Below are 22,243 nucleotides of genomic sequence, written 5' to 3'. Positions count from 1 at the left end.
CAACCTTGTTTAGCGTTATGCTATAGGCATGGCCACCATGAAACGTGGCTATGTGTTGCATCACCGTCCTTTTCGTGAATCGAGTGTGATTGTCAATTTATTGATAGAAGGCGTCGGTCGTGTTGATGCCGTAACGCGAGTAGGCACAGGTAAACGTTCAATCAAAAGTATTTTACAGCCTTTTCAACCTCTCATTATTCAGTTCAGTGCCCAATCTGAAGCCAAAAATCTCGGTTTAAAAACCATTACTCAAATAGAAGCCGCTGCACCTGCAATGCCGTTAGTGGGTAATAGCCTGTATTCTGGCTTTTATTTAAATGAGTTATTAGTGAGATTGTTGTCAGTAGAGCATCAAGCCGAAGGGCTATTTATAGATTATCACCGCGCGTTGATGTCACTTGCCAAAGGTTTTTGCTCCAGTCATTTACGTTATTTCGAAATGGCATTGCTGCTTGAATTAGGCGCTTTTCCGTCATTGAGTTATGACTCGCTCGGTAATGCATTAACTGCTGATTGCAGCTATCGCTTTGTTGCCGAAAGTGGCTTTTTACCTGTAATGCAGCATAAAGAGGGGTTTACACACGGTAAAGGCCAGTTAAGTGGTGCAATGTTAACGGCATTAGCTGTACAACAACTGCAAACCGAACACCTTAATCAAGCTAAAGGTTTGATGCGTTATTTATTAACCCCCTTATTAGGTGGCAAGCCGCTGTTAAGCCGGCAGTTATTTACTAAAAATGCACAATAAGCTTTTCGTATTATGGCGTTAAGCAAGTACAATTCATTTTGTACACGGTTAACTCTAAGCTTATCTCTTCGTTTATTAATTTTAAGGAGCTCGGTGTGAGCGGAATTCTATTAGGTATTAACATCGATCACATTGCTACATTACGTCAGGCTCGTGGCACTAATTACCCTGACCCAATACATGCAGCTGCGGTAGCTGAACATGCTGGCGCCGATGGCATTACGATTCATTTGCGTGAAGACCGTCGTCATATTCAAGACCGCGATGTTTACTTATTAGCTAAAACCCTTAAAACCCGCATGAATTTTGAGTTTGCAGTCACTGAAGAAATGATTGCTATTGCTTGTGATATTAAACCTGCGTATGCGTGTTTAGTTCCTGAAAAACGCGAAGAACTTACCACAGAAGGTGGGCTCGATGTTGCAGGGCAACTAGATAAAATTTCTTCGGCGGTGTCTCGTTTAGCCACAGAGGGGATTAAAGTGTCGTTATTTATTGATGCAGATGAAACCCAAATTGATGCAGCTGTGGCAGTTGGTGCTCCTTACATCGAAATCCACACAGGCTGCTATGCAGATGCACAAACCGATGCTGAACAAGCCCAAGAGTTAGCGCGTATTACGGCAATGGCTAAATATGCGCACAGTAAAGGCTTAGTGGTGAATGCTGGCCATGGTCTGCATTATCATAATGTTAAAGCCATTGCGGCCATTCCTGAACTGTACGAGCTTAATATTGGCCATGCCGTGATAGCGCGTGCTGCGATTGACGGCTTAGAAACCGCAGTGCGTGATATGAAGAAGCTGATGTTAGAAGGCCGCAGAGGCGAGTAATGGCAATTGTTGGGATTGGTACCGATATTGTTGAGATAGCGCGGATACATGAGCAGCGTGAACGTTTAGGCGACAGATTAGCTAAGCGGGTACTGACTGCGTCTGAACTGGCGATATACCTGCAGTCTACACAAGCAGAGCGTTTTTTAGCAAAGCGATTTGCCGCAAAAGAAGCTGCAGCCAAAGCATTAGGCACGGGTATTGGCCGAGGAGTGTCGTTTCAGCATATTCATATTGATAATGATGCCAATGGCGCCCCGGTTATTCGTTTTACCGATGGCGCTCAGGCGCGGTTAACACAACTTGGTGGTAATAAAGGCTTTATTAGCATTGCAGATGAGCAACATTATGCCGTTGCTACAGTGATTTTAGAGCGGTAAAACACATCTCTTAGATTAGCTAAAGGCGCTCTGGCGCCTTTTTTTGTATCTTTTAAAAGCAATTAAACTAGGTTAGATTAACAATATAACAACAACTAATATAACGAGACTCAAAATGAAATCGGCCGTAGAGCAATTATCAACTTATAAAAGTGTCCACTTAAATCCTAACAATATTCGCACCCATTTTATTGGGGTTCCCATGATTATTTGGTCAGCATTTTTAATGTTAGGCACGCTAAGAGTCACGTGGCAAGATTATCAGATAAGTTTGGCAATGGTTGTCACCGTTGTTGTACTTGCATACTATATGTTGCTTCATGTCCGCCTAGCATTAGGGCTAGTATTGTTTATTTTACCGGTTCTTTATACCACCGAGCAGGTGGTTCATAACGACCATCCCTTTTTGATTGCGATAACTATTTTTGTGATTGGTTGGGTTATTCAGTTTGTTGGCCATAAATATGAAAAAGCCAAACCCGCTTTTATGGATGACATCAATCAGTTATTAATTGGGCCATTCTTTTTAATGGCTGAGCTGTACTTTATTTTGGGCTGGGAAAAAAACTTAGAAGCCGAGATTAAACCTATTGCACGCGATAAACGTCGCGCACTCGAAGCAAAACTTCGTGGTTAATACCAATCCTTATTAGAATGTGATCTATTTTAGGCTGCGTCACTAGACCCAGTACAATGAAAATGACTGCAGGTGTAGTCATTCTAAATCAAAGTCATTTGAAGCCGTAATGGGGTTTGTGACGCAGACCCGAAGGGCGAATTTATCAGCGTGGTATTCTTTGTTAGCCTTTCTTAATGTAGTCACTATGCCCTCAAAAGGCCGCCTCGACTACCTCACTGATAACTTTCGCTAAAAGAGCAAATTCTAATGCCGATTGGTATAATAATTAACTCACAAAAAAGGCGCAATAAGCGCCTTTTTTGTGAGTTAATTATTGAAAGTGATTACTCATCGTCATCAGTTTCAACAGGCTCTAGATTGCTGGGTAGCACTCTTGCTGTTTTAATCATATTGTCAGCCACTTCTACAACTTCAATATGATAACCGGCTATATGTAAGCTGGTGCTGGCTGCAGGAATGTCTTCAAGAAATTCAATAATCAGACCATTTAATGTTTTGGGGCCATCAATAGGTAAGTCCCATTTCATTTCTTTATTGAGATCGCGGATGTTAATTGTCGCATCGATTAAGAAGCTGCCGTCTTGCTGAATGTTAATGTCTTCACTGGGTGTCGCGATCATTGAAGTGGTAAAGTCACCAACAATTTCTTCTAAAATGTCTTCTAAGGTCACCAGTCCTTGAATATCACCATATTCATCAACCACTAAGCCTATACGTTCTTTATTATGCTGAAAGTTAGACAGCTGTACGTTTAGCGGAGTGCCTTCTGGGATGAAGTACAATTCTTTAACGGCACGTAATAAAGAGGATTTACTGAATTGCTCTTTGGACTGTAACCTTAGCGCATCACGCAAATGAATAAAGCCTACCGCATCGTCAATATTGTCACGATACACCAACACGCGGGTGTGAGGACTTTGAATCACCATTTTATTAATGAGTTTAAAGTCATCATTAACATTGATGGCGTAAATATCTGCACGTGAAATCATAATGTCTTCGACGGTGACTTTTTCTAAATCAAGAATAGACAAGAGCATCTCTTGGTGACGCTGAGGGATCAAGGCACCAGCTTCATGCACTACTGTACGAAGCTCTTCCTGACTTAATGCATCACTGGTTTTTACTGTTTTAATGCCCATTAAACGTAAAAAGCCAGAGGTAATTAAATTGATGATCTTAACTAAAGGCGATAATAAAACTAACAACCAGCCTAATAAAATACTAGAAGGAAAGGCGATACGTTCTGGATGTAATGCTGCAAAGGTTTTTGGTGTCACTTCAGCAAAAACTAATACTACGAGGGTGAGCACGCCAGTCGCAATCGCAACTCCCATATCGCCGAACAAACGCATCCCCACAATGGTCGCAATAGCAGAGGCTAAAATGTTGACTAGGTTATTACCAATAAGAATTAAACCAATCAGTCTGTCTGGGCGGTCGAGCATCTTTAACGCACGTTGAGCACCTTTGTGTCCATTGCCTGCAAGATGGCGTAAGCGGTAGCGGTTTAGACTCATCATTGCCGTTTCTGAACCTGAGAAGTAGGCAGAAATGATAATCAACACTAGAAGAAAAATAAGGAGTGCGCTGGTAGATATAGCGTCCAAAAAGGGCCCCATTAAAGTACAGTAAAATTAGTGAAATAACACCAATGTATATAATCCTAACAGCCATTATTTATGAATGGCTGTTAGTGTCAAGTTATCTTATTGATGATTCAATGAGATGCGAGTGGCTACCTAAAGAATAAATAACTTAATTAGTTTAATATCAGCTCTTTAACAATTCTTGCGCCAAAGTAGGCTAATGAAAGTAATCCGGCACCAGATAAACTATAGATAACAGCGGTACGGATTCTACAGCCTACGGTATATTGTTGCCACAACATAATGGCATAGACCACCCAAGCTACCATCGATAACACGGCTTTATGGCCTTTACCGTCAACAAACATGTCTTCTAAAAACACAAAACCGGTGATTAAAGATAGGCTTAATAATACAAAACCAATAATAATCAGATGATACAGCTGCTTTTCTACCGTCATTAACGGTGGCATTGCGGGGCTCATCATCATTTGCTTCTTTTTCAGTTTGTTTTGAATAAACCAAAGTTGAATGGCGTATAAAGCCGCAATCATCATGGCGCTATACGCCATCAGTGACAATACAACGTGAGCAAGCAGTTCGGGGTGTAAATCAAAATGAGTCATATACTGCGGCGGCAAGAGCCAAAGTAGGGCAACCGACAATACCGAACAGGCATAAACCACAGGCACCACAACAATCACTTTAAGACGCGGCATAGTGATGGTAAACGCGAGTGCGATAATCCAGTTAACCAATGAGATAACATTCGTTAAGCTGAAGTTTTGCCCATCAAGGGTAAAAATAGCGTTAGACAGTGCAAAGCCATGAAGGACGACGGCAATGCTAGACGCGACCATGACCGCTTTACGGTTCGGACCTTGGGCATGAAACAGCCTACTGGTGACCAAAATTAATGCGATGCAATAAAAAAACATCGCAGCAGCTGAAAAAATAACCATTTTAACATCAACCTATCAGAGTGGTGAACGCGTCGTTGAAAACAGTATATGCGTTAATAAAGGCAATAAAATAGCATTCAGATACTGTAATCCCATTGTTTGTCTTAGATTAACATGAACAGGGCCTATTATGGCAGTGACCTGAGGCTCAAAATTTAACAGTATCTTACCCTTAGCGGCAAATAATTTACCTAAACAGGATATCAGTTGACGTTCTTGTGGTCGCAAGTATCGTAATTTAGAGTGGCTTGGGTATAATAGCCACAATTATCGATATGCTTAAAAGAGCTGATCAATGTTTGAGAATTTATCCGACAGACTGTCACGCACACTAAAAAATATTAGAGGTCGTGGTCGCTTAACAGAAGACAACATTAAAGAAACCCTGCGCGAAGTGCGTATGGCGCTGCTTGAAGCGGATGTCGCTTTACCTGTTGTTAGAGAATTCGTTAACAGCGTAAAAGAACGCGCTGTGGGTCAAGAGGTGTCAAAAAGCTTAAGCCCTGGGCAAGCTTTTATCAAAATCGTTCAAAGTGAGCTTGAAAGAGCCATGGGCGAGGCAAACGAAGCCTTAGACTTAGCAGCAACTCCACCAGCCGTGATTATGATGGCCGGTTTACAAGGTGCGGGTAAAACCACCTCTGTTGCTAAATTAGGTAAACTGCTGCGCACTCGTCATAAGAAGTCAGTGTTAGTCGTCAGTGCTGACGTATATCGCCCTGCGGCAATTAAACAGCTAGAAACTCTCGCGACAGAAGTCGACGTTGAATTTTTTCCATCTGATGTCAGTCAAAAGCCGGTCGATATCGCTAAAGCGGCAATTAGCCACGCTAAGCTTAAATTTATTGATGTGGTGATTGTCGATACGGCTGGTCGTCTGCACGTTGACGAAGCCATGATGGATGAAATCAAGGCGCTACACGCCACGGTTAATCCTGTTGAGACGTTGTTTGTTGTTGATGCCATGACGGGTCAAGATGCGGCTAATACCGCCAAAGCCTTTAACGAAGCCCTACCATTAACTGGGGTTATTTTAACCAAAGTTGACGGTGATGCCCGTGGTGGTGCCGCGTTATCAATCCGTAATATCACGGGTAAGCCTATTAAGTTCTTAGGTGTCGGTGAAAAAACTGACGCACTAGAGGCATTCCACCCAGACCGTATTGCATCTCGCATTTTAGGCATGGGTGACGTATTGTCACTGATTGAAGAAGTTGAGCGTGGCGTTGATAAAGACAAAGCCATGAAGCTTGCTTCTAAAGTCAAATCTGGTGGCAGCTTTGATCTTGAAGATTTTCGTGAGCAATTACAACAAATGAAAAACATGGGCGGCATGATGAACATGCTAGAAAAGTTACCTGGTGTGGGTCAATTACCACCAGAAGCCTTAGCTCAAGTTCAAGACGGTAAAATGACCGGTCAAATGGAAGCCATCATTAATTCGATGACAGCCAAAGAACGTAAAAACCCAGATTTAATTAAAGGCTCTCGCAAACGCCGAATCGCCTTAGGTTCAGGCACTCAAATCCAAGACGTTAACCGTTTATTAAAGCAGTTTACCCAAATGCAGAAAATGATGAAAAAGATGTCTGCAAAGGGTGGTATGAAGAAGATGATGCGCGGAATGAGCGGCATGTTACCTCCTGGAATGAAGTTTCCTGGAAGATAATTAAGTCATCTTTTAAGTATAAACGTAGTTAATTAATATATTCATCAGTTGGTTAGGTTATATCTTTGACATTAGTGCAACAAAATCGGTGAGCTAAAAAACATCAGATTTGGTTGCAATAGTTCAAAAGTCAGGTAAAATCTTCCGGCTTTCTTTCTGGGACTCTTCGCGAACACGGAGTTCCAGTTTTTATTTTTGCTTCTAGCAAATCATTAGAGGAATAAAACGCATGGTTACCATTCGTTTAGCTCGTGGCGGCGCAAAAAAGCGTCCATTTTACAATATCGTTGTTGCTGATAGCCGCAATGCTCGTGACGGTCGTTTCATCGAACGTGTTGGTTTCTTCAATCCATTGGCTCGTGGCCAAGAAGAAACGTTACGTTTAGATCTTGATCGTGTTGAGCACTGGGTTGCTACTGGCGCTGCAACATCTGAGCGTGTTGCAAAACTGATCAAAGACGCGCGTAAAGCTGCTGCTTAATTGCGTATTTAAAAGGTATAGATAGATGAGCGAAAACCAACAGCCAATCGTACTGGGTAAATTAGGATCCAGTCATGGTATTAAAGGTTGGCTTAAAATCACTTCCTATGCCGATTCTGTTGAAGGTATTTTCGATTATTCGCCTTGGTTGATTAAAGAGCAAGGCGTGTGGCGTGAAGTTAAGGTTGCGCAGTGGCGTTTTCAGGGAAAGGCACTTGTTGCTGAACTTGAAGGTGTGACTACACGAGAGCATGCGCAAATGCTCACTAATTGTGACATTGCGATTTTGCCAGAACAAATGAAAGAGCTCGCTGATGATGAATTTTATCACCGTGATCTTATCGGCTGTGAAGTGACCAATATAAACGGCTATAACATGGGTATTGTTGACCAGATCGTGGAAACAGGATCAAACGACGTGCTGTTAGTTAAAGCTAATGCCAAAGATGCCTTCGGCAAAGCGGAACGTATGATCCCCTTTGTCCCCGAGCAATTCGTCAAACAGGTGGATGTGCAAGGGAAACAGATTTTAGTGGATTGGGATCCTGACTTCTAAGTCGAGGTACAACATATGTGGTTAGGGGTAATCACCCTGTTTCCAGAGATGTTTCGTGCCGTTACAGACTTTGGTGTTACGGGTCGAGCCGTGAAAAACGGCCTGCTTGAGGTGCAAACGTGGAATCCTCGTGATTTCACCCATGATCGACACAGTACTGTGGATGACCGCCCTTATGGTGGTGGCCCAGGAATGTTAATGATGGTGCAACCTTTACGCGATGCCATCCATGCAGCAAAAGCTGCTGCAGGTGATGGGGCAAAAGTGATTTATTTGTCGCCTCAGGGACGCAAGCTGGATCAGCGTGGCGTGACTGAGTTGGCTAAATCAGACCGAATGATTTTAGTGTGTGGTCGATACGAAGGTGTTGATGAACGCATTATTCAAACGGAAGTGGATGAAGAATGGTCTATTGGTGATTACGTACTTTCGGGTGGCGAGTTACCGGCAATGACATTAATCGATTCAGTGGCTCGCTTAGTACCAGGTGTACTTGGCAAGCAAGCGTCAGCAGAGCAAGATTCTTTCTCTGATGGCTTACTGGATTGTCCTCATTACACACGCCCTGAACAATTGGATGGTATGGATGTACCTGCAGTGCTGCTAAGTGGTGACCACGAAAAAATTAGACTCTGGCGTTTGCAACAAAGTATCGGAAGAACTTTTTTGAGACGACCAGAATTATTTGAAAATCTAGCTCTGACTGACGAACAAACGACTTTATTAGCGCAGTTCGTGAATGAAACGGACAAGTCCGCATAGTCAATGCTCAGTTAATTCTAGAACGGAGTAGTTATGAACAATATCATTAAAATGCTCAACGATGAGCAAATGAAAACAGACGTACCTGAATTCGGTGCTGGTGATACAGTAGTGGTTCAAGTTCGTGTTAAAGAAGGTGATAAAGAACGTCTTCAGGCTTTTGAAGGTGTCGTTATTGCTAAGCGTAACCGTGGTTTGCACTCTGCATTCACAGTTCGCAAAATCTCTAATGGCGAAGGTGTTGAGCGTGCTTTCCAAACGCACAGCCCATTAATTGCTAGCATCGAAGTTAAGCGTCGCGGTCGTGTACGTCGTGCTAAACTGTACTATTTACGTGAGCGTTCAGGTAAGTCTGCACGTATCCGTGAAAAATTGGCAACTAAGTAATAGTTACCGATACAGAATAAAGATGCAGTGTTCGCACAACAACCCGCCGAAAGGCGGGTTTTTGTTTTTGGGTATAAATCCCATATTCAACGATATGAGGCTAGGTCAATTAAAAAAGTTAACAAAATGTGTGTTTAGTCCTATTTCATTTCGCTTATATTTCAAATCATCTGCATTTTAAATTATTTTAATCTTTTCCTTAAATAAGCCTTGATCTCCAACCTAAGCACAGGCATAGTTCCTTATAGAGTGTAATGGTGTAGCATTACAAAAATACACCCAGTTCACAAAATATAATTTACGTGTGGCCTTTGGCCTGAAGTCATAAGAGAGTGATAAGCATGCAGCAAGATACCATCAATAATGTGCACATTAGTTCAGAACAAGTATTAGTGACTCCTGCAGAATTAAAGCAAGAATTACCGCTGTCGACTCATGCTTACCAATATATCCTCAATGCCCGTAAACAGGTGGCAGATATTGTTCATAAACGTGATAACCGAGTCTTGGTCGTTACCGGTCCATGTTCAATTCACGATATTGATGCCGCGAAAGAATATGCATTAAAGCTTAAAAAGCTTCATGACGAACTCAGTGATGATTTTTACATACTTATGCGCGTTTACTTTGAAAAGCCACGCACAACGGTTGGCTGGAAAGGCTTGATTAATGATCCAGATATGGACGAGTCATTTGATGTTGAGAAAGGCTTAAGAATGGCGCGTGAACTCATGATTTGGTTAGCAGAGCTTGAATTACCGATTGCCACAGAAGCGCTTGATCCCATTAGCCCACAGTACCTCTCAGAATTAGTGACCTGGTCAGCTATTGGCGCGCGCACGACTGAGTCACAAACCCACCGCGAAATGGCGTCAGGTTTATCGATGCCTGTAGGTTTTAAAAATGGCACAGACGGTAAGTTAGACGTGGCAATTAATGCATTAAAATCAGCCGCCAGTAGTCATCGCTTTATGGGGATTAACCAAGAAGGCCAAGTGGCATTATTGCAAACTGCGGGTAATCCTGATGGTCACATCATTTTACGCGGTGGTTCAGCGCCTAATTATGACGCCACCAGTGTGGCAGAAAGTGAAGCACAAATTCACAAGGCAAAGCTCAGTGCACGTTTAGTGGTTGATTGTAGCCACGGGAATTCGTCTAAAGATCATTTACGTCAAAAAAATGTTTGTGAAGATGTATTTAACCAAATTCAAGCAGGCAATAAATCGATTATTGGTGTTATGCTTGAAAGCAACCTCAATGAAGGAAATCAAAGTTCAGATAAGCCCTTAACAGAGCTTAAATACGGGGTTTCTGTAACGGATGCTTGCATTGATTGGGATACGACTGAAACTATTTTAAGACAAGGCGCTAACCAGTTGTCTGCAGTATTACCGACTCGGTTTGATTTACTGCAGGTTGCCAACGGTTAATGAATAACAAAATGAACGAAAAGACTACTGCTGATCTTGAGAACCTACGTGATTTAATTGATGGTGTTGATCAGCAACTGTTACACCTATTACGCAAGCGTCTTGATTTAGTCGCGCAGGTTGGGGCGGTAAAACATGCGGCTGGGGTCCCCATTTATGCACCCCAGCGTGAAGCATCTATGCTAGCTAAGCGCCGCGCCGAAGCTGAAAACATCAATGTATCGCCGCAATTAATTGAAGATATTTTACGTCGATTAATGCGTGAATCTTATCTTAATGAAAAAGATGTTGGTTTTAAGCAGGTTAAACAAGATTTAGGTCATGTTGTTATCGTGGGTGGTGAAGGTAAGCTGGGGCAATTGTTCACTCAAATGCTGACATTATCGGGTTATAAAGTTAACAGCATTGATAAAAATGATTGGCAAAATGCCGACGCTATTTTTGATGGTGCAGGTTTAGTGATTGTGACCGTACCGATTAATGTTACCTGTGACGTTATCGCAGACAAATTAACTCAGTTGCCAGAGCACTGCATTTTAGCAGACTTAACCTCGATTAAGCAGAAGCCTCTGGCAGCTATGCTTGAAGCTCATAAAGGGCCTGTAGTCGGGTTACACCCAATGTTTGGCCCAGATGTGGGGAGTCTTGCTAAACAAGTCGTGGTAGTGTGTCATGGGCGCGAACCGCATGCGTATCAATGGCTATTGCAGCAAATGGAGATTTGGGGTGCACGCATTGTGGAAGCTGAAGCAGAGCGTCATGATAAAGCGATGCAATTGGTGCAGGCTATGCGTCATTTTTCAACGTTTGTTTACGGTTTAAATCTGTGCAAAGAGGAAGCCGATATTGAAAGCCTATTGCAATTTAGCTCCCCAATATATCGCTTAGAACTGGCCATGGTCGGTAGGCTGTTTGCTCAAGATCCTGAACTTTATGCCGATATAATTTTTGCCCAACAAGGCAGTCAGCATGCGATTAGTGATTATTTAGATAACTATCGTGATGCACTTGCCATGCTTAAGTCGGGAAATCGTCAAGAGTTTGTGACTCAGTTTCAACGTGTTGCTAAATGGTTTGGTGATTTTGCACCGCAGTTTCAACATGAAAGCCGTGCAATGTTGCAGTCGGTCAATGATATGAAGGCGGGTTAATCTTTTTAATCGTTTCTATTATTGCTAAAGTGTGACACAAGGCTTATGTTTAATTAATGAGACCGATTATTTTACGTGTCATTAAACCCTGTAAACTTGCCTTTGGAGGATGACTATGTCGATGACACCATCGAATATGCTACCTGTACAACAACAGGTTGAAGACAATTCCCTTGGGCATTTTCTTTATGGTTTAATGAGTGCGTTTCCACTATTTTTTGTCCCTGTGCTGTTAAGCTTATGGTTTAATTTAATTCAAAAAAATGTTAATCCAGAGTCAGTGTTAGGCAGTCACTTACGCTGGCAGCGAACCAGTATTATTGGCCTGTGCCCTTTTTTTATTGCGGGTTATTGGATTAGTCCACTGTGGTTAAGTTTACCCATGTATCTTATAGGCGTAAGTTGGTTTAGCTATCGCATTTTTAAAGGCTGGATTAGTTTAAATGATGGCTTAGCGGTATAAGTTACAATGCGCTTTAACAATAAAAAATGCCGAGAATATTCTCGGCATTTTTTATGATGCTTCAAACCAATTCTATGTCTGATATAGGCTATGAATAAGGTCTGCTTGAGATACTCCATCTTGTTTCAATAATATAATACCATCCGCATTAAGCTGCTTTACTGCATTGGCATGGGTTGCTAACCGTGTGGGATCAATGCTAAAGCTGGTATTGACGATAACAGGTAAGTGACTACGTGATTTCACTTCAACTAAGCCTGCTAAATCTAAACCGAGTTGCTCTGGGTGAGTAAAGCTTCTTACACCTGACTCACATAAGCCTAATTGTTGATTGCCATGGCTAAGAACCGTATCAGCGGCTTGAAGCCAATCATCAATACTGGCCATGGTATTACGCTCTAATAATACCGGTAGGTTAACCGAGCCTATAAGTGCTAACAAATCAGGGTTATACATTTGCTTACCTGCTAAAATGAGCATATCAGCAATAGGGCTAGCTAAAGCAAAGTCTTGTTCTTGATCGATTTGCATTACACACAGCAAACCAGCTTGTTCAATCACTTGTGCATGTAATTTTAATTGTTGCTCGTTAAGCTGATTTTTTAAATCATTTAACACAATGGCTTGAAATCCTGACTCTTTAATATGCTTTGCTTGGGTCGCTAACTCTGTATTATCAATCGGTAAGTTAATTTGCTGTAGCGCGCCAAACTGACCCGCACCAATATGTAAATTTTGACATACTAATTGGGTATCTTGTGATTTGTAATCACGCGAATGTTTGTCCTGATTATTCGACACGGTTTTAGCTGCGATATGTTTTGAGCTGTCGGGTTCAATTAATAATTGCGCTTGAGATAATTGAGTTGGTTTAACCGTCTCACATGGATAGCAACCTAAGACTTTAATAAATCTTGTTAAACGCTCTAACTCTTTAATCGCTTGCTGTACTTCTGTTGTGGCTAAGTTGCCGTCGATGTCGATGTAAAACATCTCTTCCCAAGGCGTGCCTGGTATTGGACGTGACTCAAGTTTGCTCATGTTTAAGTTATGTGCCTTTAGCACTAACAGTGCTTCTACCAACGCGCCCGGCTTTTGGCCGGTGGCCATAATTAATGTGGTTTTTGCTGGGAGTTGAGAGGGTACCGCCGAGGCTTTTCTCGCGACCACAATAAAGCGACTTTGGTTAATTTTTTGGTTAGCTAACCCTTTTTCGATAGCCACTAACTGATACAGTGCACCGCCCTCAGCGCTTCCGATTGCCGCTACAGCGTTATTATCTGCTTCGATAACCTTCGTCATTGCTTCTGCGCTACTTGAGCAATATTCTAGCTTGATATGAGGGTATTGGCTTAAATAGCGGCTACATTGACTAATCGGTTGCGGATGAGCGTAAATCGTTTTGATATCACTTATCTTGCTATCTGGCTTTGCCAGTAAACAGTGGCCGACCTCAATGGTGGTTTCACCCACAATGGATAATGTTGTGTGTTGCAGTACGTCATACACTTCATTAATTGAACCTGATGAGGTATTTTCTATGGGTAAAAAACCGTAATCAGCATGACCAGATTCAACAGCATTGACGATGTCATCAAAACTTTGGCAACCAAAATCGATCATGGCAACTTGGCGGCGAGAGCAGTAGCGAGTTGCGGCTAAGTAAGAATATGATCCTCGAGCACCTAAGTACGCTACCGTATATTGTTGTTTTTGGGTGTCAGGATTAGCACGGCCATGTAAATAGGTTTGCTGAAACAGCACTGAGTCTTCAATAATGCTTTGATAGAGCGAAATGACAAAGTGTGCATCAAGTCCTTGTTCACGCCCTTGTTGCACTAAGCGCTCGAGGAGCTCTTTTTCTCTTTGGGTGTCACGTATCGGTCTAACATCAACTTCTTTACTGCGGGCGACATTTAAGCTCAATTGGCGGCGTTTAGATAACAGCTCTAATAATGATTTATCGAGTGCTGTTATCTGCTCACGAGTTTGACTTAACTCTGGTGGTTTTTGCATATTAACCTCAATGTAACGCAATAGACTGTCGTATCGTAAATACAACAGTATTTATAGACAAAAAAGCCTCCCAATTGGGAGGCTTTTGAATTTTCATTTTCGTTTTTACACAGAAAATCCGCCTCCGAGGGTGGGCTGAATAAAAAAGAAAATAAAAAGGCTGTAGAATTTTGTTTTCATGCTTTAAAACTTAAAGCTCTGAGTGACCGCTGTCAATGTAATTTTATTCATCAAAGGTGAATTGCAGACAAAAAAAGCGCACCCGAAGGTGCGCTGGTGAGAGATAAATAACATCAAGCTGCGTTTTCCTCCTTATAAACATACTCAAATTCGCTTTCGGTATCATCTATTAATGGTACGTGGCGCTGAGCCTGGGGTTTTTGGGTCAGGCGATTTAGCTGTTTTTCCAGCTTTTGTCCCATTGCAGTAATCGCTGCGTATAGGTTTTCACTTTTTGCCTGGGCGAATAAATCTCCACTAGGTAATCCAACTGAAGCCTCAATTTTAAACAGTTGCTTTTCTTGGGTGATGATAACGTGCGGATTAATTAACTGAACATCGTGTCGAGATAGTTTTTCTAATCTTCCTTCAATACGTTCGCGGATGAGGGCAGTGACTTCAAGTTGTTTGCTAGTGATTTTCAGCATATTTAGAACCTTCTTGTTGTTTGCTTAACTTCAGATTACCAAGGTTAGCCATAAAAAGCGTGATCTAAATCACATTATTATAGGTGTTCTCTGCCGACTGCCGCTTATTTGATCGCTTAGACATTTTTGATGAAAATGAGTTAAAATTGACTTGTTTTACCGTAGTGATTAGCGCATATTTGAATAGATCAATAGGTGCTAAAGTAAAATTTTTGCTTGTTTTCTCGCCGTAAATGGTCTTATGTCTTACGCTAATCCTGCTTTACCCTTTTGTTTACTATTTGTTGTGTTACCTAAATAAACACCGCTCTCAACACTCTTGCCTTGTGTCAAACTCAACGTTTCAATATAAAACCGTCTTGGCAGAACAATTTGCTAAGCATTTTTAAATGATGTTAAATCTGACTTACATGATTTAACGCCTGTATGATTAGCTTATAATCAGGCCAAGCAGATGATATGAGATATTTATAATGAGTATAGAACAACACAAAATAAAGGTATGGGATTTTCCAACCCGTTTATTTCATTGGTCCATGGTTGGCTTATTAGGCGGCTTGTGGTGGACCGCTGAAATGGGTGAGATGCAATGGCATCAAGTACTGGCTTATGTGTTAATGACACTGATTTTGTTTAGATTGATTTGGGGCGTGATAGGGAGTGAAACGGCTAAATTTAACCAATTCTTTGTTGGGCCTAAAAAAGTCATTAATTATGCGCTGAGCAATCCTAAACCAATATCATTAGGTCATAACCCTTTAGGGGGGTATATGGTGTTTGCGTTACTTGGATTGTTAGTGTTGCAATTAACAACGGGCTTATTTGCTACAGATGAAATTTTTACTGAAGGGCCATTAATTCACCTCGTGTCTTCTGATACTGCAAATTGGCTAACCTGGTTACATAAAACCAATTTTAATGTGATTTTAGGGTTGGTTGTATTGCACGTTGCAGCTGTGATTGTGCATGTGGTTAAAGGCGAAAATCTAGTTAAGGCGATGTTCAGTGGCTATAAATATGTTAGTGGTCAAGTGACTGCCCCGGCCTTGCGCTCACCTTGGTTAGCATTGGTGATAGTGGCGTTGTTGTTTGCTGGTATTTGGTGGTTACTGCTAGAGCCAGTAGTGAGTTTTTTGTAGAACAGCATTTGTTGCGAAGATATAAATAAAGCCCATCGTGACGGGCTTTATTTTTTTAGATTAATTTATCGCGTATTAATCTTTTTTATAAACGTCATGACAACCTTTACAGCTTTTACCTGTGTTAGCAAAAGCCTGTTTGATTTGATTTTGATCACTTGACTTAGCTGCAACTGCTAATGCTGCAGCATTATCTTGAAATGCTGTCATTTTGCTGTCGAAATCAGCTTTATCTTGCCAAATTTTAGCTAATGCTTCGGTGTCGCCTGTATCAGTACCATCAATGAAACCTTCATGAGGTATTTTAGATAGTGCGGCAACATTGTCAGCTCGTGAGCTAAATACACTTGCATCAAATGGCTTTTTACCTTTGAGCATGGCACCCATATCACCAAAGTTATATGCGATTAACCCAAACGCAGATTGACGATATTCAATCGCATCAGCTGGTTTTTCGAAATTATTAGCGAACGCAGCCGGAATAAGTATTGCGGTTGCCGCAACGGTCAATAGTAACTTTTTCATCGTAGTCCTTCTTTTTATCAGTAGTGGTACTGGTTCCATAAGCACGACGTAAATCTCGTTTTTTTGAGTATACGTGCAATCAATCACATTCATTCTACACAATTTTATTAAGACTTTGCGATATCTTTTATTGATGTTTATCACGCGAGTCTTTTGCAAAGCGCTAAGGTAAGTTGATACACTTGTACTGTTTCGGCATTACTACAAAGAGAATAAAATTATGCGTGCCAATTGGAATTTAGTCGTAGATAAAATACTCACTCATAATAATGAGGATGATTTGTCAGTGTTGTTTCAATTATTGCTGACAGAAGAAGAAAGAAGTGCGGTGTCGGGTCGTCTACAGGTGTTTCAAACATTGCTGGCAGGAGAGTTGAGTCAGCGACAGATTGCAGCTGAACATCAAGTGAGTATCGCGACGATTACTCGATGCTCTAACTATTTAAAAAACATGCCCGCAAGCCAAAGAGCGAGAGTCCGAAAGTTAATTTTGGACTAACGCTCTTAGCAAGTATAGCTATACAGCCTATTGGCGGATACCTTTTGGGTATTTATGGTGTCGATAACTTGAGCGACGTAAAAATAAATAACCGCCATAAGTGATCAAGCACAATGAAAATAAGGTGCTCGAGTCTCTAGGATAAAATCGATATAAACTTACCGCCATTAATACATACAAGAAAGGCATCAGCCCATAGAGCATTTCTGGCATACCACCTGATTTGCGTTTTCTTTTTGGGTCTGTGCGGCGATTTTTTGACCGTAAGTTATAAATGTGAGCCCCGTAAAGGTACACAACAATGGATGCGATAAGCGCATAACTAGGGTCGAGCAAAAAAATACTGACAGAGCCAACAAACATATAGCTAAAAGGCAATAACTCGTAAACAGGTTTAATTAACATAAGCACTCCGTCGCTACGTATTAATTATTATATGAAAAGCTAATTAGTTAGGATTCTCGCTACACCGTGGTCCTTTACAGTAGCGACAATAAGTCTGACTAATTAGTGTGATTTACCTCCCAATTATAACGTAAAAAAAAAGGCCTTGCCTAGAACTTAGACAAAGCCTTCAATTCTTTTAATGCTTTTTACTGACTGTTGAGTGGCAAAAAGCATTAAAAAGTCTATGTGTTTTTAGTGACAGCCACAGCCGCCGTTACCATCACAACCTGGTTTTTCAGAACCGCAAGAACCGTGTTCATGGTCATGTCCGTGGCTACCACAACCGCCTTCAGCATGAATATGTCCATGTGCAAGCTCTTCAGCTGTTGCTTCACGTACCGCAATGACTTCGACGCTAAAGTTTAATGATTGGCCTGCTAGCGGGTGATTGCCATCAACAACAATCACATCATCTTTTACTTCGGTAACTTGCACTGGGCGTTGGCCTAGCTCAGTTTCAGCGATAAAACGCATACCAGGGATAATATCTTCGATGTCACCAAATGCACTTACTGGCACTTCTTGTTTTAAACCAGGGTGGTATTCACCATAGCCTTGATCGGCAGGGATGTTAGCATCGACTTTTTCGCCTGCTGTTTTGCCTTCTAAAACTGATTCGAGACCTGGAATTAAGTTTTCTGTTCCGTGTAGATAAACCATTGGTTCACCTTCAAATGAACTTTCAATTAATTCACCTTGCTCATCAGACAAGCGGTAATGAATGGTAACCGCTGCATGTTTTGAAATTTTCATATCGCCTCCAATTTGGTGTTAAGCGCATCATACCGTATTTTGTTAGCTGGCTGCGATGACAAACATCAGTTTTTGCTTATTCAATCACAGCTTTTTTATTTCTGCTTACGCTTTTCCTCTTTTTCGAGGCGATACTGAAAATAAATCACGTTTCTTACGGTATTGACCAAACTTGAAGTAAACATATGCGAGTTAATGCATGCTACGGTGAACATGTGATGAGTTATCTGTCTACGAGTGATTGTACATTTGGTTAAGTTTATGTATTTGTTGTTTTTTTAATTTTTTGAAAGTGATTTTGATGGTGAGGATATTTGTTGTTAACTTCAATTTTGCTTATTTTGTTCGTAATTTGAAACTCCTTATATTCATAAAGCGCATAAAGCAACTAACAAATAAAAATAACTTTAAAATAAACTGTAAGCAGGGGTTGACAAGGTTGGGCAAAAAAAGCAATTCTGTAAGCCAATGTGTATCAGCAAATTCGGTTGCTGGATTAAAACAGTAAACTCAAAGAATTGATTAAGAGATTAACTAGATGCTTACCCTTATGCTCGTTGTAATTACCATTATTACAACCACCACTATTACAAGAGTGGGGGCGGGCTGATTACACCCTAAAAGATTTGTACAACAAGCCCGCTTCCCACAACTGAAGCGGGCTTTTTTATTTCTTATTCAACGATTTTAAATTTATATGTCATCAAGTGGTGACAGGGAGATGTAGATGAAAGTAATGAAATTTGGCGGAACTTCGCTAGCGAATTGGTCACGTTTTTCGATGGCGGCAGATATTATCGCTGACTCATCATCTGTAGAATCTGTTGCTACAGTGCTTTCTGCTCCTGCTACTGTCACCAATGCATTGTTAGAAATGGTTGATATAGCAGTAAGCCAACAAGATTACCAACCGGTTTTAGAGCATATTCAACAGGTCTATACCAGCTTGTTTACTGAAGCTTCTGGTTCATTACTTTCTGCTCAACAATTTGAGTTGTTAGTCGCTAAGTTAGCTGCACAAATGTCGGTTTGGCAAGATAAGCTACATGGCGTCAAGTTACTAGGAGAATGCCCTGATAGTGTCCGAGCTCAAATCGTTGTAACTGGTGAGCGCTTGTCTGCCGCATTAATGGAACAAGTGATGCTGGCTAAAGGCCTAACAGCTTCGCAGCTTGACCCTGTGGCATTGTTTCTTGCCCACGGACAACCGTTAGAGTCAGTTGTTGACATTAGCGTTAGCAAACCTCGTTTTGGATTATTACCGTTAGATAATCACCGTGTATGGGTTATGCCTGGTTTTACTGCGGCCGATGCGCAAGGCAATGTCGTGACATTAGGGCGTAATGGCTCAGATTATTCGGCAGCGGTATTAGCGGCTTGTTTAGATGCATCAAGCTGTGAAATCTGGACTGACGTAGATGGCGTATACAATACTGATCCCCGTGTCGTGGCTGATGCTAAATTATTGTCACAGCTGAGTTATCAAGAGGCGATGGAGCTGTCTTATTTTGGTGCTAAAGTGTTGCACCCTAAAACGATTGCGCCGATTGCTCAATATCATATCCCTTGTTATATCAAAAACAGTTTTAATCCTTCGGCACCTGGTACTTTGGTGTCAAATGAAGCAGACCAAACGGGCTTGCAAGTTAAAGCAATTTCTAACTTAGATCATCAAACTATGTTTAACGTTTCAGGTCCTGGTATGAAAGGCATGGTGGGTATGGCAAGCCGCACGCTTGCAGCAATCTCGCGTAGTGGCATTTCAGTGTCATTGATTACACAAAGCTCGTCTGAATATAGCATCAGTTTTTGTGTTGCCACTCATGAAGCAAATAAAGCCAAATGGGCATTAGAGCAAGAGTTTGAGCTTGAACTAAAAAATGAATTACTTGAGTCTATTGAGCAACGCCAAGATTTGGCGATTGTGTCATTAATTGGTGACGGTATGAAGACGCACAAAGGCGTAGCTGCCAAGTTCTTCAGTGCGTTAGCCAAAGCCAGTGTCAATATTATTGCAATAGCACAGGGGTCGTCTGAGCGTTCAATTTCGACGGTCATTCAACAGAAAAAAACCAAGCATGCTATTGGTGCGTGTCATCAAGCCTTTTTTGATGTTCAGCAATATCTTGATGTGTTTTTAGTCGGCAGTGGTAACGTTGGTGCGGGCTTATTAGACCAAATCAAACAACAGGCTGCGATGCTAAAAGAGCAGCATATCAGTATCCGTGTTTGCGGTATTGCTAACTCTCGTCAAATGTTATTAAACAGCGACGGCATTGAGCTTAATGAGTGGCAGTCATCATTAGAGCAACAAGGGCAGGATTATGATCTTGCTAAGCTACTTGAGTGGGGACAAGAGCAACAATTGCTAAATCCTGTATTGGTAGATTGTACCTCAAGTGAACTCGTGTCTGACCGCTATCTTGATGTTATGAATGCTGGGTTTCATGTGGTGACTCCAAATAAGAAAGCTAACACTCGCGATTATGCTTATTATCAGGCACTGCGCCAAACGGCATTAAATCAGCGTCGTCAATTTTTATATGAAACCACTGTCGGTGCAGGCTTACCCGTTATCGATAACTTGAAAAAACTCCTTTATGCAGGTGATAAACTGCATAAATTTAACGGTATCTTATCTGGTTCGTTGTCTTATATTTTTGGGATGTTAGATGAAGGGATGAGTCTTTCACAAGCAACGAGTATTGCGCGTGAAAAATGTTTTACTGAACCAGATCCTCGTGAGGATTTAAGTGGTATGGATGTAGCGCGTAAGGTGTTAATTCTTGCTCGTGAAGTAGGCTTACCGTTAGAGCTATCTGATATTAATGTTGAGTCAGTGCTTCCTTCATCGTTTGATGATTCAGGCGATGTCGATCAATTTATGGCTAACCTACCATCCTTAGATGCTCAGATCTCTGAGCGTGTTGCTGCGGCAAAAGCGCAAGGTAAAGTGTTACGCTATGTTGGCCAAATCGATGATGGCCAATGCCATGTCAGAATTGTTGAGGTGGATGCCACAAATCCATTATATAGCGTTAAGGGTGGCGAGAATGCGCTAGCGTTTTACAGCCGTTATTATCAACCTATTCCTTTTGTGCTTAGAGGATATGGTGCCGGTACAGATGTTACCGCAGCTGGCGCTTTTGCTGACGTATTAAGAACCTTAAACTGGACTCGAGAGGTTGGGCTATGAATCAAGCGGTAAATGTAAGCCAAAAGATGCTTACCGTGTATGCCCCCGCGTCAATGGGTAATGTCGGCGTCGGCTTTGATTTATTGGGTGCGGCATTAGCCCCAATTGATGGTTCACTGTTAGGTGACAGAGTCATGATTAGTGCGGCCGATTCTGGGGTTAATTTTAGTCAAGTAGGTGAATGGGCGCATAAGTTACCAGCAGAAGGTAAGGATAATATCGTTTACCAATGTGCTGAGTTCTTTCTCTATAAGCTTGACCGTAAAGACGGTGTGAGCATTAGCTTAGAAAAAAACCTTCCGGTTGGCAGCGGACTAGGCTCTAGTGCAAGCTCGGTCGTTGCAGCGTTATATGCCTTAAATGAGCATTTTGGTCACCCCTTTGATGAACAAGCTTTGCTTGGATTAATGGGTGAATTTGAAGGCAAAATTTCAGGTAGCGTGCATTATGATAATGTCGCACCTTGTTATTTAGGCGGTATGCAGTTAATGCTTAATGCAAAGGATAAAGCTTGTGCTGCTATTCCAAGCTTTGACAATTGGTATTGGGTTGTCGCTTATCCTGGTATTTCATTGTCTACGGCGAAAATGCGTGAATTACTGCCAGCACAATACGATAAAGCGGTTGCCATTGATTTTGGGCGTTATTTAAGTGCTTTTGTACATGCAAGTTATCAGCAAGATGCCGCGTTGGCCATTGAAATGCTTAAAGATGTATTAGCTGAGCCATATCGTGCGGCGGCTATTCCAGGTTATACCGATGCGCGTTCAGCATTAGCTGAGTTAGGCATGTTAACTACCGGTATATCAGGTAGCGGTCCGACATTGTTTAGTGTCACTGATGACCTTGCTACAGCTGAGAAAGCAAAAGATTGGTTGCTCAAGCATTACATTTCTCAGTCTGGCGGTTTTGCTCATGTGTGTAAATTAGATCAATTAGGCACCCGTTGCGTGTAAGTATCACCTAT

23 protein-coding genes and 1 other annotated feature are annotated in these 22,243 nt (G+C 41.6%); of the genes, 16 read left to right on the top strand and 7 right to left on the bottom strand.

Annotated elements, in window-relative coordinates; genetic code table 11:
• Positions 1-37: 37 nt before the first annotated feature.
• From recO to PQR79_RS09970, 4 genes are all read left to right on the top strand, one after another.
• Positions 38-748, top strand: coding sequence for a DNA repair protein RecO (gene recO / locus PQR79_RS09985; protein WP_238102971.1), 711 nt, complete (start codon positions 38-40; stop codon positions 746-748).
• Positions 749-843: 95 nt separating this feature from the next.
• Complete coding sequence (gene pdxJ, locus PQR79_RS09980; protein WP_238102631.1) at positions 844-1,581, top strand: pyridoxine 5'-phosphate synthase; 738 nt, start codon at positions 844-846, stop codon at positions 1,579-1,581.
• Entirely contained in the window at positions 1,581-1,961 is a 381-nt protein-coding gene (gene acpS, locus PQR79_RS09975) for a holo-ACP synthase (protein WP_238102632.1), read from the top strand. Before pdxJ ends, acpS begins: the two co-directional genes overlap by 1 nt.
• Positions 1,962-2,076: 115 nt before the next feature.
• Positions 2,077-2,598 carry an Mpo1 family 2-hydroxy fatty acid dioxygenase gene (locus PQR79_RS09970; protein ID WP_238102633.1) on the top strand — a complete coding sequence of 174 codons (522 nt, stop codon included), beginning with the start codon at positions 2,077-2,079 and terminating at the stop codon, positions 2,596-2,598.
• 326 nt (positions 2,599-2,924) lie between these two features.
• Here the strand turns inward: PQR79_RS09970 and PQR79_RS09965 are convergent, their stop codons facing one another.
• Both PQR79_RS09965 and PQR79_RS09960 read right to left on the bottom strand, forming a co-directional pair.
• The gene (locus PQR79_RS09965; protein WP_238102634.1) at positions 2,925-4,211 is read right to left on the bottom strand and encodes an HlyC/CorC family transporter; all 1,287 of its coding nucleotides are present in this window, start codon (positions 4,209-4,211) and stop codon (positions 2,925-2,927) included.
• Between the two features lie 152 nt (positions 4,212-4,363).
• Positions 4,364-5,152 carry a cytochrome C assembly family protein gene (locus PQR79_RS09960; protein ID WP_238102635.1) on the bottom strand — a complete coding sequence of 263 codons (789 nt, stop codon included), beginning with the start codon at positions 5,150-5,152 and terminating at the stop codon, positions 4,364-4,366.
• Between the two features lie 295 nt (positions 5,153-5,447).
• Here PQR79_RS09960 and ffh point away from each other — a divergent pair, with 295 nt between their 5' ends.
• The 8 genes from ffh to PQR79_RS09920 all read left to right on the top strand — a co-directional run bounded on the left by ffh (position 5,448) and on the right by PQR79_RS09920 (position 12,054).
• Positions 5,448-6,821: a signal recognition particle protein gene (gene ffh, locus PQR79_RS09955; RefSeq protein ID WP_238102636.1), complete on the top strand. Its 1,374-nt coding sequence runs from the start codon at positions 5,448-5,450 to the stop codon at positions 6,819-6,821.
• A 229-nt stretch (positions 6,822-7,050) separates the two neighbouring features.
• On the top strand, positions 7,051-7,302 hold the full coding sequence (gene rpsP, locus PQR79_RS09950) for a 30S ribosomal protein S16 (RefSeq protein WP_160053063.1): 252 nt from the start codon (positions 7,051-7,053) through the stop codon (positions 7,300-7,302).
• Positions 7,303-7,327: 25 nt separating this feature from the next.
• Positions 7,328-7,858, top strand: coding sequence for a ribosome maturation factor RimM (gene rimM, locus PQR79_RS09945; RefSeq protein WP_238102637.1), 531 nt, complete (start codon positions 7,328-7,330; stop codon positions 7,856-7,858).
• A gap of 15 nt (positions 7,859-7,873) precedes the next feature.
• Positions 7,874-8,620, top strand: coding sequence for a tRNA (guanosine(37)-N1)-methyltransferase TrmD (gene trmD / locus PQR79_RS09940; protein ID WP_188916772.1), 747 nt, complete (start codon positions 7,874-7,876; stop codon positions 8,618-8,620).
• Between the two features lie 33 nt (positions 8,621-8,653).
• A complete protein-coding gene (gene rplS / locus PQR79_RS09935; RefSeq protein WP_238102638.1) occupies positions 8,654-9,007 on the top strand; it encodes a 50S ribosomal protein L19 in 354 nt (117 codons plus the stop codon).
• 341 nt (positions 9,008-9,348) lie between these two features.
• The gene (locus tag PQR79_RS09930; protein WP_238102639.1) at positions 9,349-10,440 is read left to right on the top strand and encodes a 3-deoxy-7-phosphoheptulonate synthase; all 1,092 of its coding nucleotides are present in this window, start codon (positions 9,349-9,351) and stop codon (positions 10,438-10,440) included.
• A gap of 11 nt (positions 10,441-10,451) precedes the next feature.
• Positions 10,452-11,591: a bifunctional chorismate mutase/prephenate dehydrogenase gene (gene tyrA, locus PQR79_RS09925; protein WP_238102640.1), complete on the top strand. Its 1,140-nt coding sequence runs from the start codon at positions 10,452-10,454 to the stop codon at positions 11,589-11,591.
• Positions 11,592-11,706: 115 nt separating this feature from the next.
• Positions 11,707-12,054: a hypothetical protein gene (locus tag PQR79_RS09920; RefSeq protein ID WP_238102641.1), complete on the top strand. Its 348-nt coding sequence runs from the start codon at positions 11,707-11,709 to the stop codon at positions 12,052-12,054.
• A gap of 72 nt (positions 12,055-12,126) precedes the next feature.
• Here PQR79_RS09920 and PQR79_RS09915 read toward each other — a convergent pair whose 3' ends face one another.
• Both PQR79_RS09915 and hpf read right to left on the bottom strand, forming a co-directional pair.
• On the bottom strand, positions 12,127-14,070 hold the full coding sequence (locus PQR79_RS09915) for a chorismate mutase (RefSeq protein WP_238102642.1): 1,944 nt from the start codon (positions 14,068-14,070) through the stop codon (positions 12,127-12,129).
• Positions 14,071-14,126: 56 nt separating this feature from the next.
• Positions 14,127-14,243: a sequence feature (Phe leader region), on the bottom strand.
• Between the two features lie 120 nt (positions 14,244-14,363).
• Entirely contained in the window at positions 14,364-14,717 is a 354-nt protein-coding gene (hpf, locus tag PQR79_RS09910; RefSeq protein WP_238102643.1) for a ribosome hibernation-promoting factor, HPF/YfiA family, read from the bottom strand.
• A 473-nt stretch (positions 14,718-15,190) separates the two neighbouring features.
• Between hpf and PQR79_RS09905 the strand changes: the two genes are divergently transcribed.
• Positions 15,191-15,856 (top strand): cytochrome b/b6 domain-containing protein, encoded by a 666-nt coding sequence (locus tag PQR79_RS09905; protein ID WP_238102644.1) that lies wholly within the window; start codon positions 15,191-15,193, stop codon positions 15,854-15,856.
• 75 nt (positions 15,857-15,931) lie between these two features.
• Here PQR79_RS09905 and PQR79_RS09900 read toward each other — a convergent pair whose 3' ends face one another.
• Positions 15,932-16,381 (bottom strand): c-type cytochrome, encoded by a 450-nt coding sequence (locus tag PQR79_RS09900; RefSeq protein ID WP_238102645.1) that lies wholly within the window; start codon positions 16,379-16,381, stop codon positions 15,932-15,934.
• Between the two features lie 220 nt (positions 16,382-16,601).
• On the opposite strand from PQR79_RS09900, the gene trpR reads away from it, so the two are divergent.
• Positions 16,602-16,880, top strand: coding sequence for a trp operon repressor (gene trpR, locus PQR79_RS09895; protein WP_188916755.1), 279 nt, complete (start codon positions 16,602-16,604; stop codon positions 16,878-16,880).
• A 27-nt stretch (positions 16,881-16,907) separates the two neighbouring features.
• Here the strand turns inward: trpR and PQR79_RS09890 are convergent, their stop codons facing one another.
• A complete protein-coding gene (locus PQR79_RS09890; RefSeq protein ID WP_238102646.1) occupies positions 16,908-17,285 on the bottom strand; it encodes a hypothetical protein in 378 nt (125 codons plus the stop codon).
• Between the two features lie 234 nt (positions 17,286-17,519).
• Entirely contained in the window at positions 17,520-18,080 is a 561-nt protein-coding gene (gene slyD / locus PQR79_RS09885) for a peptidylprolyl isomerase (protein WP_238102647.1), read from the bottom strand.
• 727 nt (positions 18,081-18,807) lie between these two features.
• On the opposite strand from slyD, the gene thrA reads away from it, so the two are divergent.
• On the top strand, positions 18,808-21,276 hold the full coding sequence (thrA, locus tag PQR79_RS09880) for a bifunctional aspartate kinase/homoserine dehydrogenase I (protein WP_238102648.1): 2,469 nt from the start codon (positions 18,808-18,810) through the stop codon (positions 21,274-21,276).
• On the top strand, positions 21,273-22,232 hold the full coding sequence (gene thrB, locus PQR79_RS09875) for a homoserine kinase (protein WP_238102649.1): 960 nt from the start codon (positions 21,273-21,275) through the stop codon (positions 22,230-22,232). Before thrA ends, thrB begins: the two co-directional genes overlap by 4 nt.
• Positions 22,233-22,243 lie beyond the last annotated feature (11 nt).

Source organism: Shewanella metallivivens (genome assembly GCF_028750675.1).
GTDB lineage: Bacteria > Pseudomonadota > Gammaproteobacteria > Enterobacterales > Shewanellaceae > Shewanella > Shewanella metallivivens.
This window is presented reverse-complemented; position numbering and strand designations above follow the sequence as displayed.

Bases quoted from the DNA above. Each gene is read 5' to 3' on its own strand.
- PQR79_RS09890 (WP_238102646.1), bottom strand. From the start codon at position 17,285: ATGTTAATTAAACCTGTTTACGAGTTATTGCCTTTTAGCTATATGTTT.
- PQR79_RS09900 (WP_238102645.1), bottom strand. From the start codon at position 16,381: ATGAAAAAGTTACTATTGACCGTTGCGGCAACCGCAATACTTATTCCG.
- tyrA (WP_238102640.1), top strand. From the start codon at position 10,452: ATGAACGAAAAGACTACTGCTGATCTTGAGAACCTACGTGATTTAATT.
- PQR79_RS09915 (WP_238102642.1), bottom strand. From the start codon at position 14,070: ATGCAAAAACCACCAGAGTTAAGTCAAACTCGTGAGCAGATAACAGCA.
- recO (WP_238102971.1), top strand. From the start codon at position 38: ATGAAACGTGGCTATGTGTTGCATCACCGTCCTTTTCGTGAATCGAGT.
- PQR79_RS09905 (WP_238102644.1), top strand. From the start codon at position 15,191: ATGAGTATAGAACAACACAAAATAAAGGTATGGGATTTTCCAACCCGT.
- slyD (WP_238102647.1), bottom strand. From the start codon at position 18,080: ATGAAAATTTCAAAACATGCAGCGGTTACCATTCATTACCGCTTGTCT.
- trpR (WP_188916755.1), top strand. From the start codon at position 16,602: ATGCGTGCCAATTGGAATTTAGTCGTAGATAAAATACTCACTCATAAT.
- hpf (WP_238102643.1), bottom strand. From the start codon at position 14,717: ATGCTGAAAATCACTAGCAAACAACTTGAAGTCACTGCCCTCATCCGC.
- PQR79_RS09930 (WP_238102639.1), top strand. From the start codon at position 9,349: ATGCAGCAAGATACCATCAATAATGTGCACATTAGTTCAGAACAAGTA.
- thrA (WP_238102648.1), top strand. From the start codon at position 18,808: ATGAAAGTAATGAAATTTGGCGGAACTTCGCTAGCGAATTGGTCACGT.
- PQR79_RS09970 (WP_238102633.1), top strand. From the start codon at position 2,077: ATGAAATCGGCCGTAGAGCAATTATCAACTTATAAAAGTGTCCACTTA.
- PQR79_RS09920 (WP_238102641.1), top strand. From the start codon at position 11,707: ATGTCGATGACACCATCGAATATGCTACCTGTACAACAACAGGTTGAA.
- thrB (WP_238102649.1), top strand. From the start codon at position 21,273: ATGAATCAAGCGGTAAATGTAAGCCAAAAGATGCTTACCGTGTATGCC.
- acpS (WP_238102632.1), top strand. From the start codon at position 1,581: ATGGCAATTGTTGGGATTGGTACCGATATTGTTGAGATAGCGCGGATA.
- rplS (WP_238102638.1), top strand. From the start codon at position 8,654: ATGAACAATATCATTAAAATGCTCAACGATGAGCAAATGAAAACAGAC.
- rpsP (WP_160053063.1), top strand. From the start codon at position 7,051: ATGGTTACCATTCGTTTAGCTCGTGGCGGCGCAAAAAAGCGTCCATTT.
- ffh (WP_238102636.1), top strand. From the start codon at position 5,448: ATGTTTGAGAATTTATCCGACAGACTGTCACGCACACTAAAAAATATT.
- rimM (WP_238102637.1), top strand. From the start codon at position 7,328: ATGAGCGAAAACCAACAGCCAATCGTACTGGGTAAATTAGGATCCAGT.
- trmD (WP_188916772.1), top strand. From the start codon at position 7,874: ATGTGGTTAGGGGTAATCACCCTGTTTCCAGAGATGTTTCGTGCCGTT.
- PQR79_RS09960 (WP_238102635.1), bottom strand. From the start codon at position 5,152: ATGGTTATTTTTTCAGCTGCTGCGATGTTTTTTTATTGCATCGCATTA.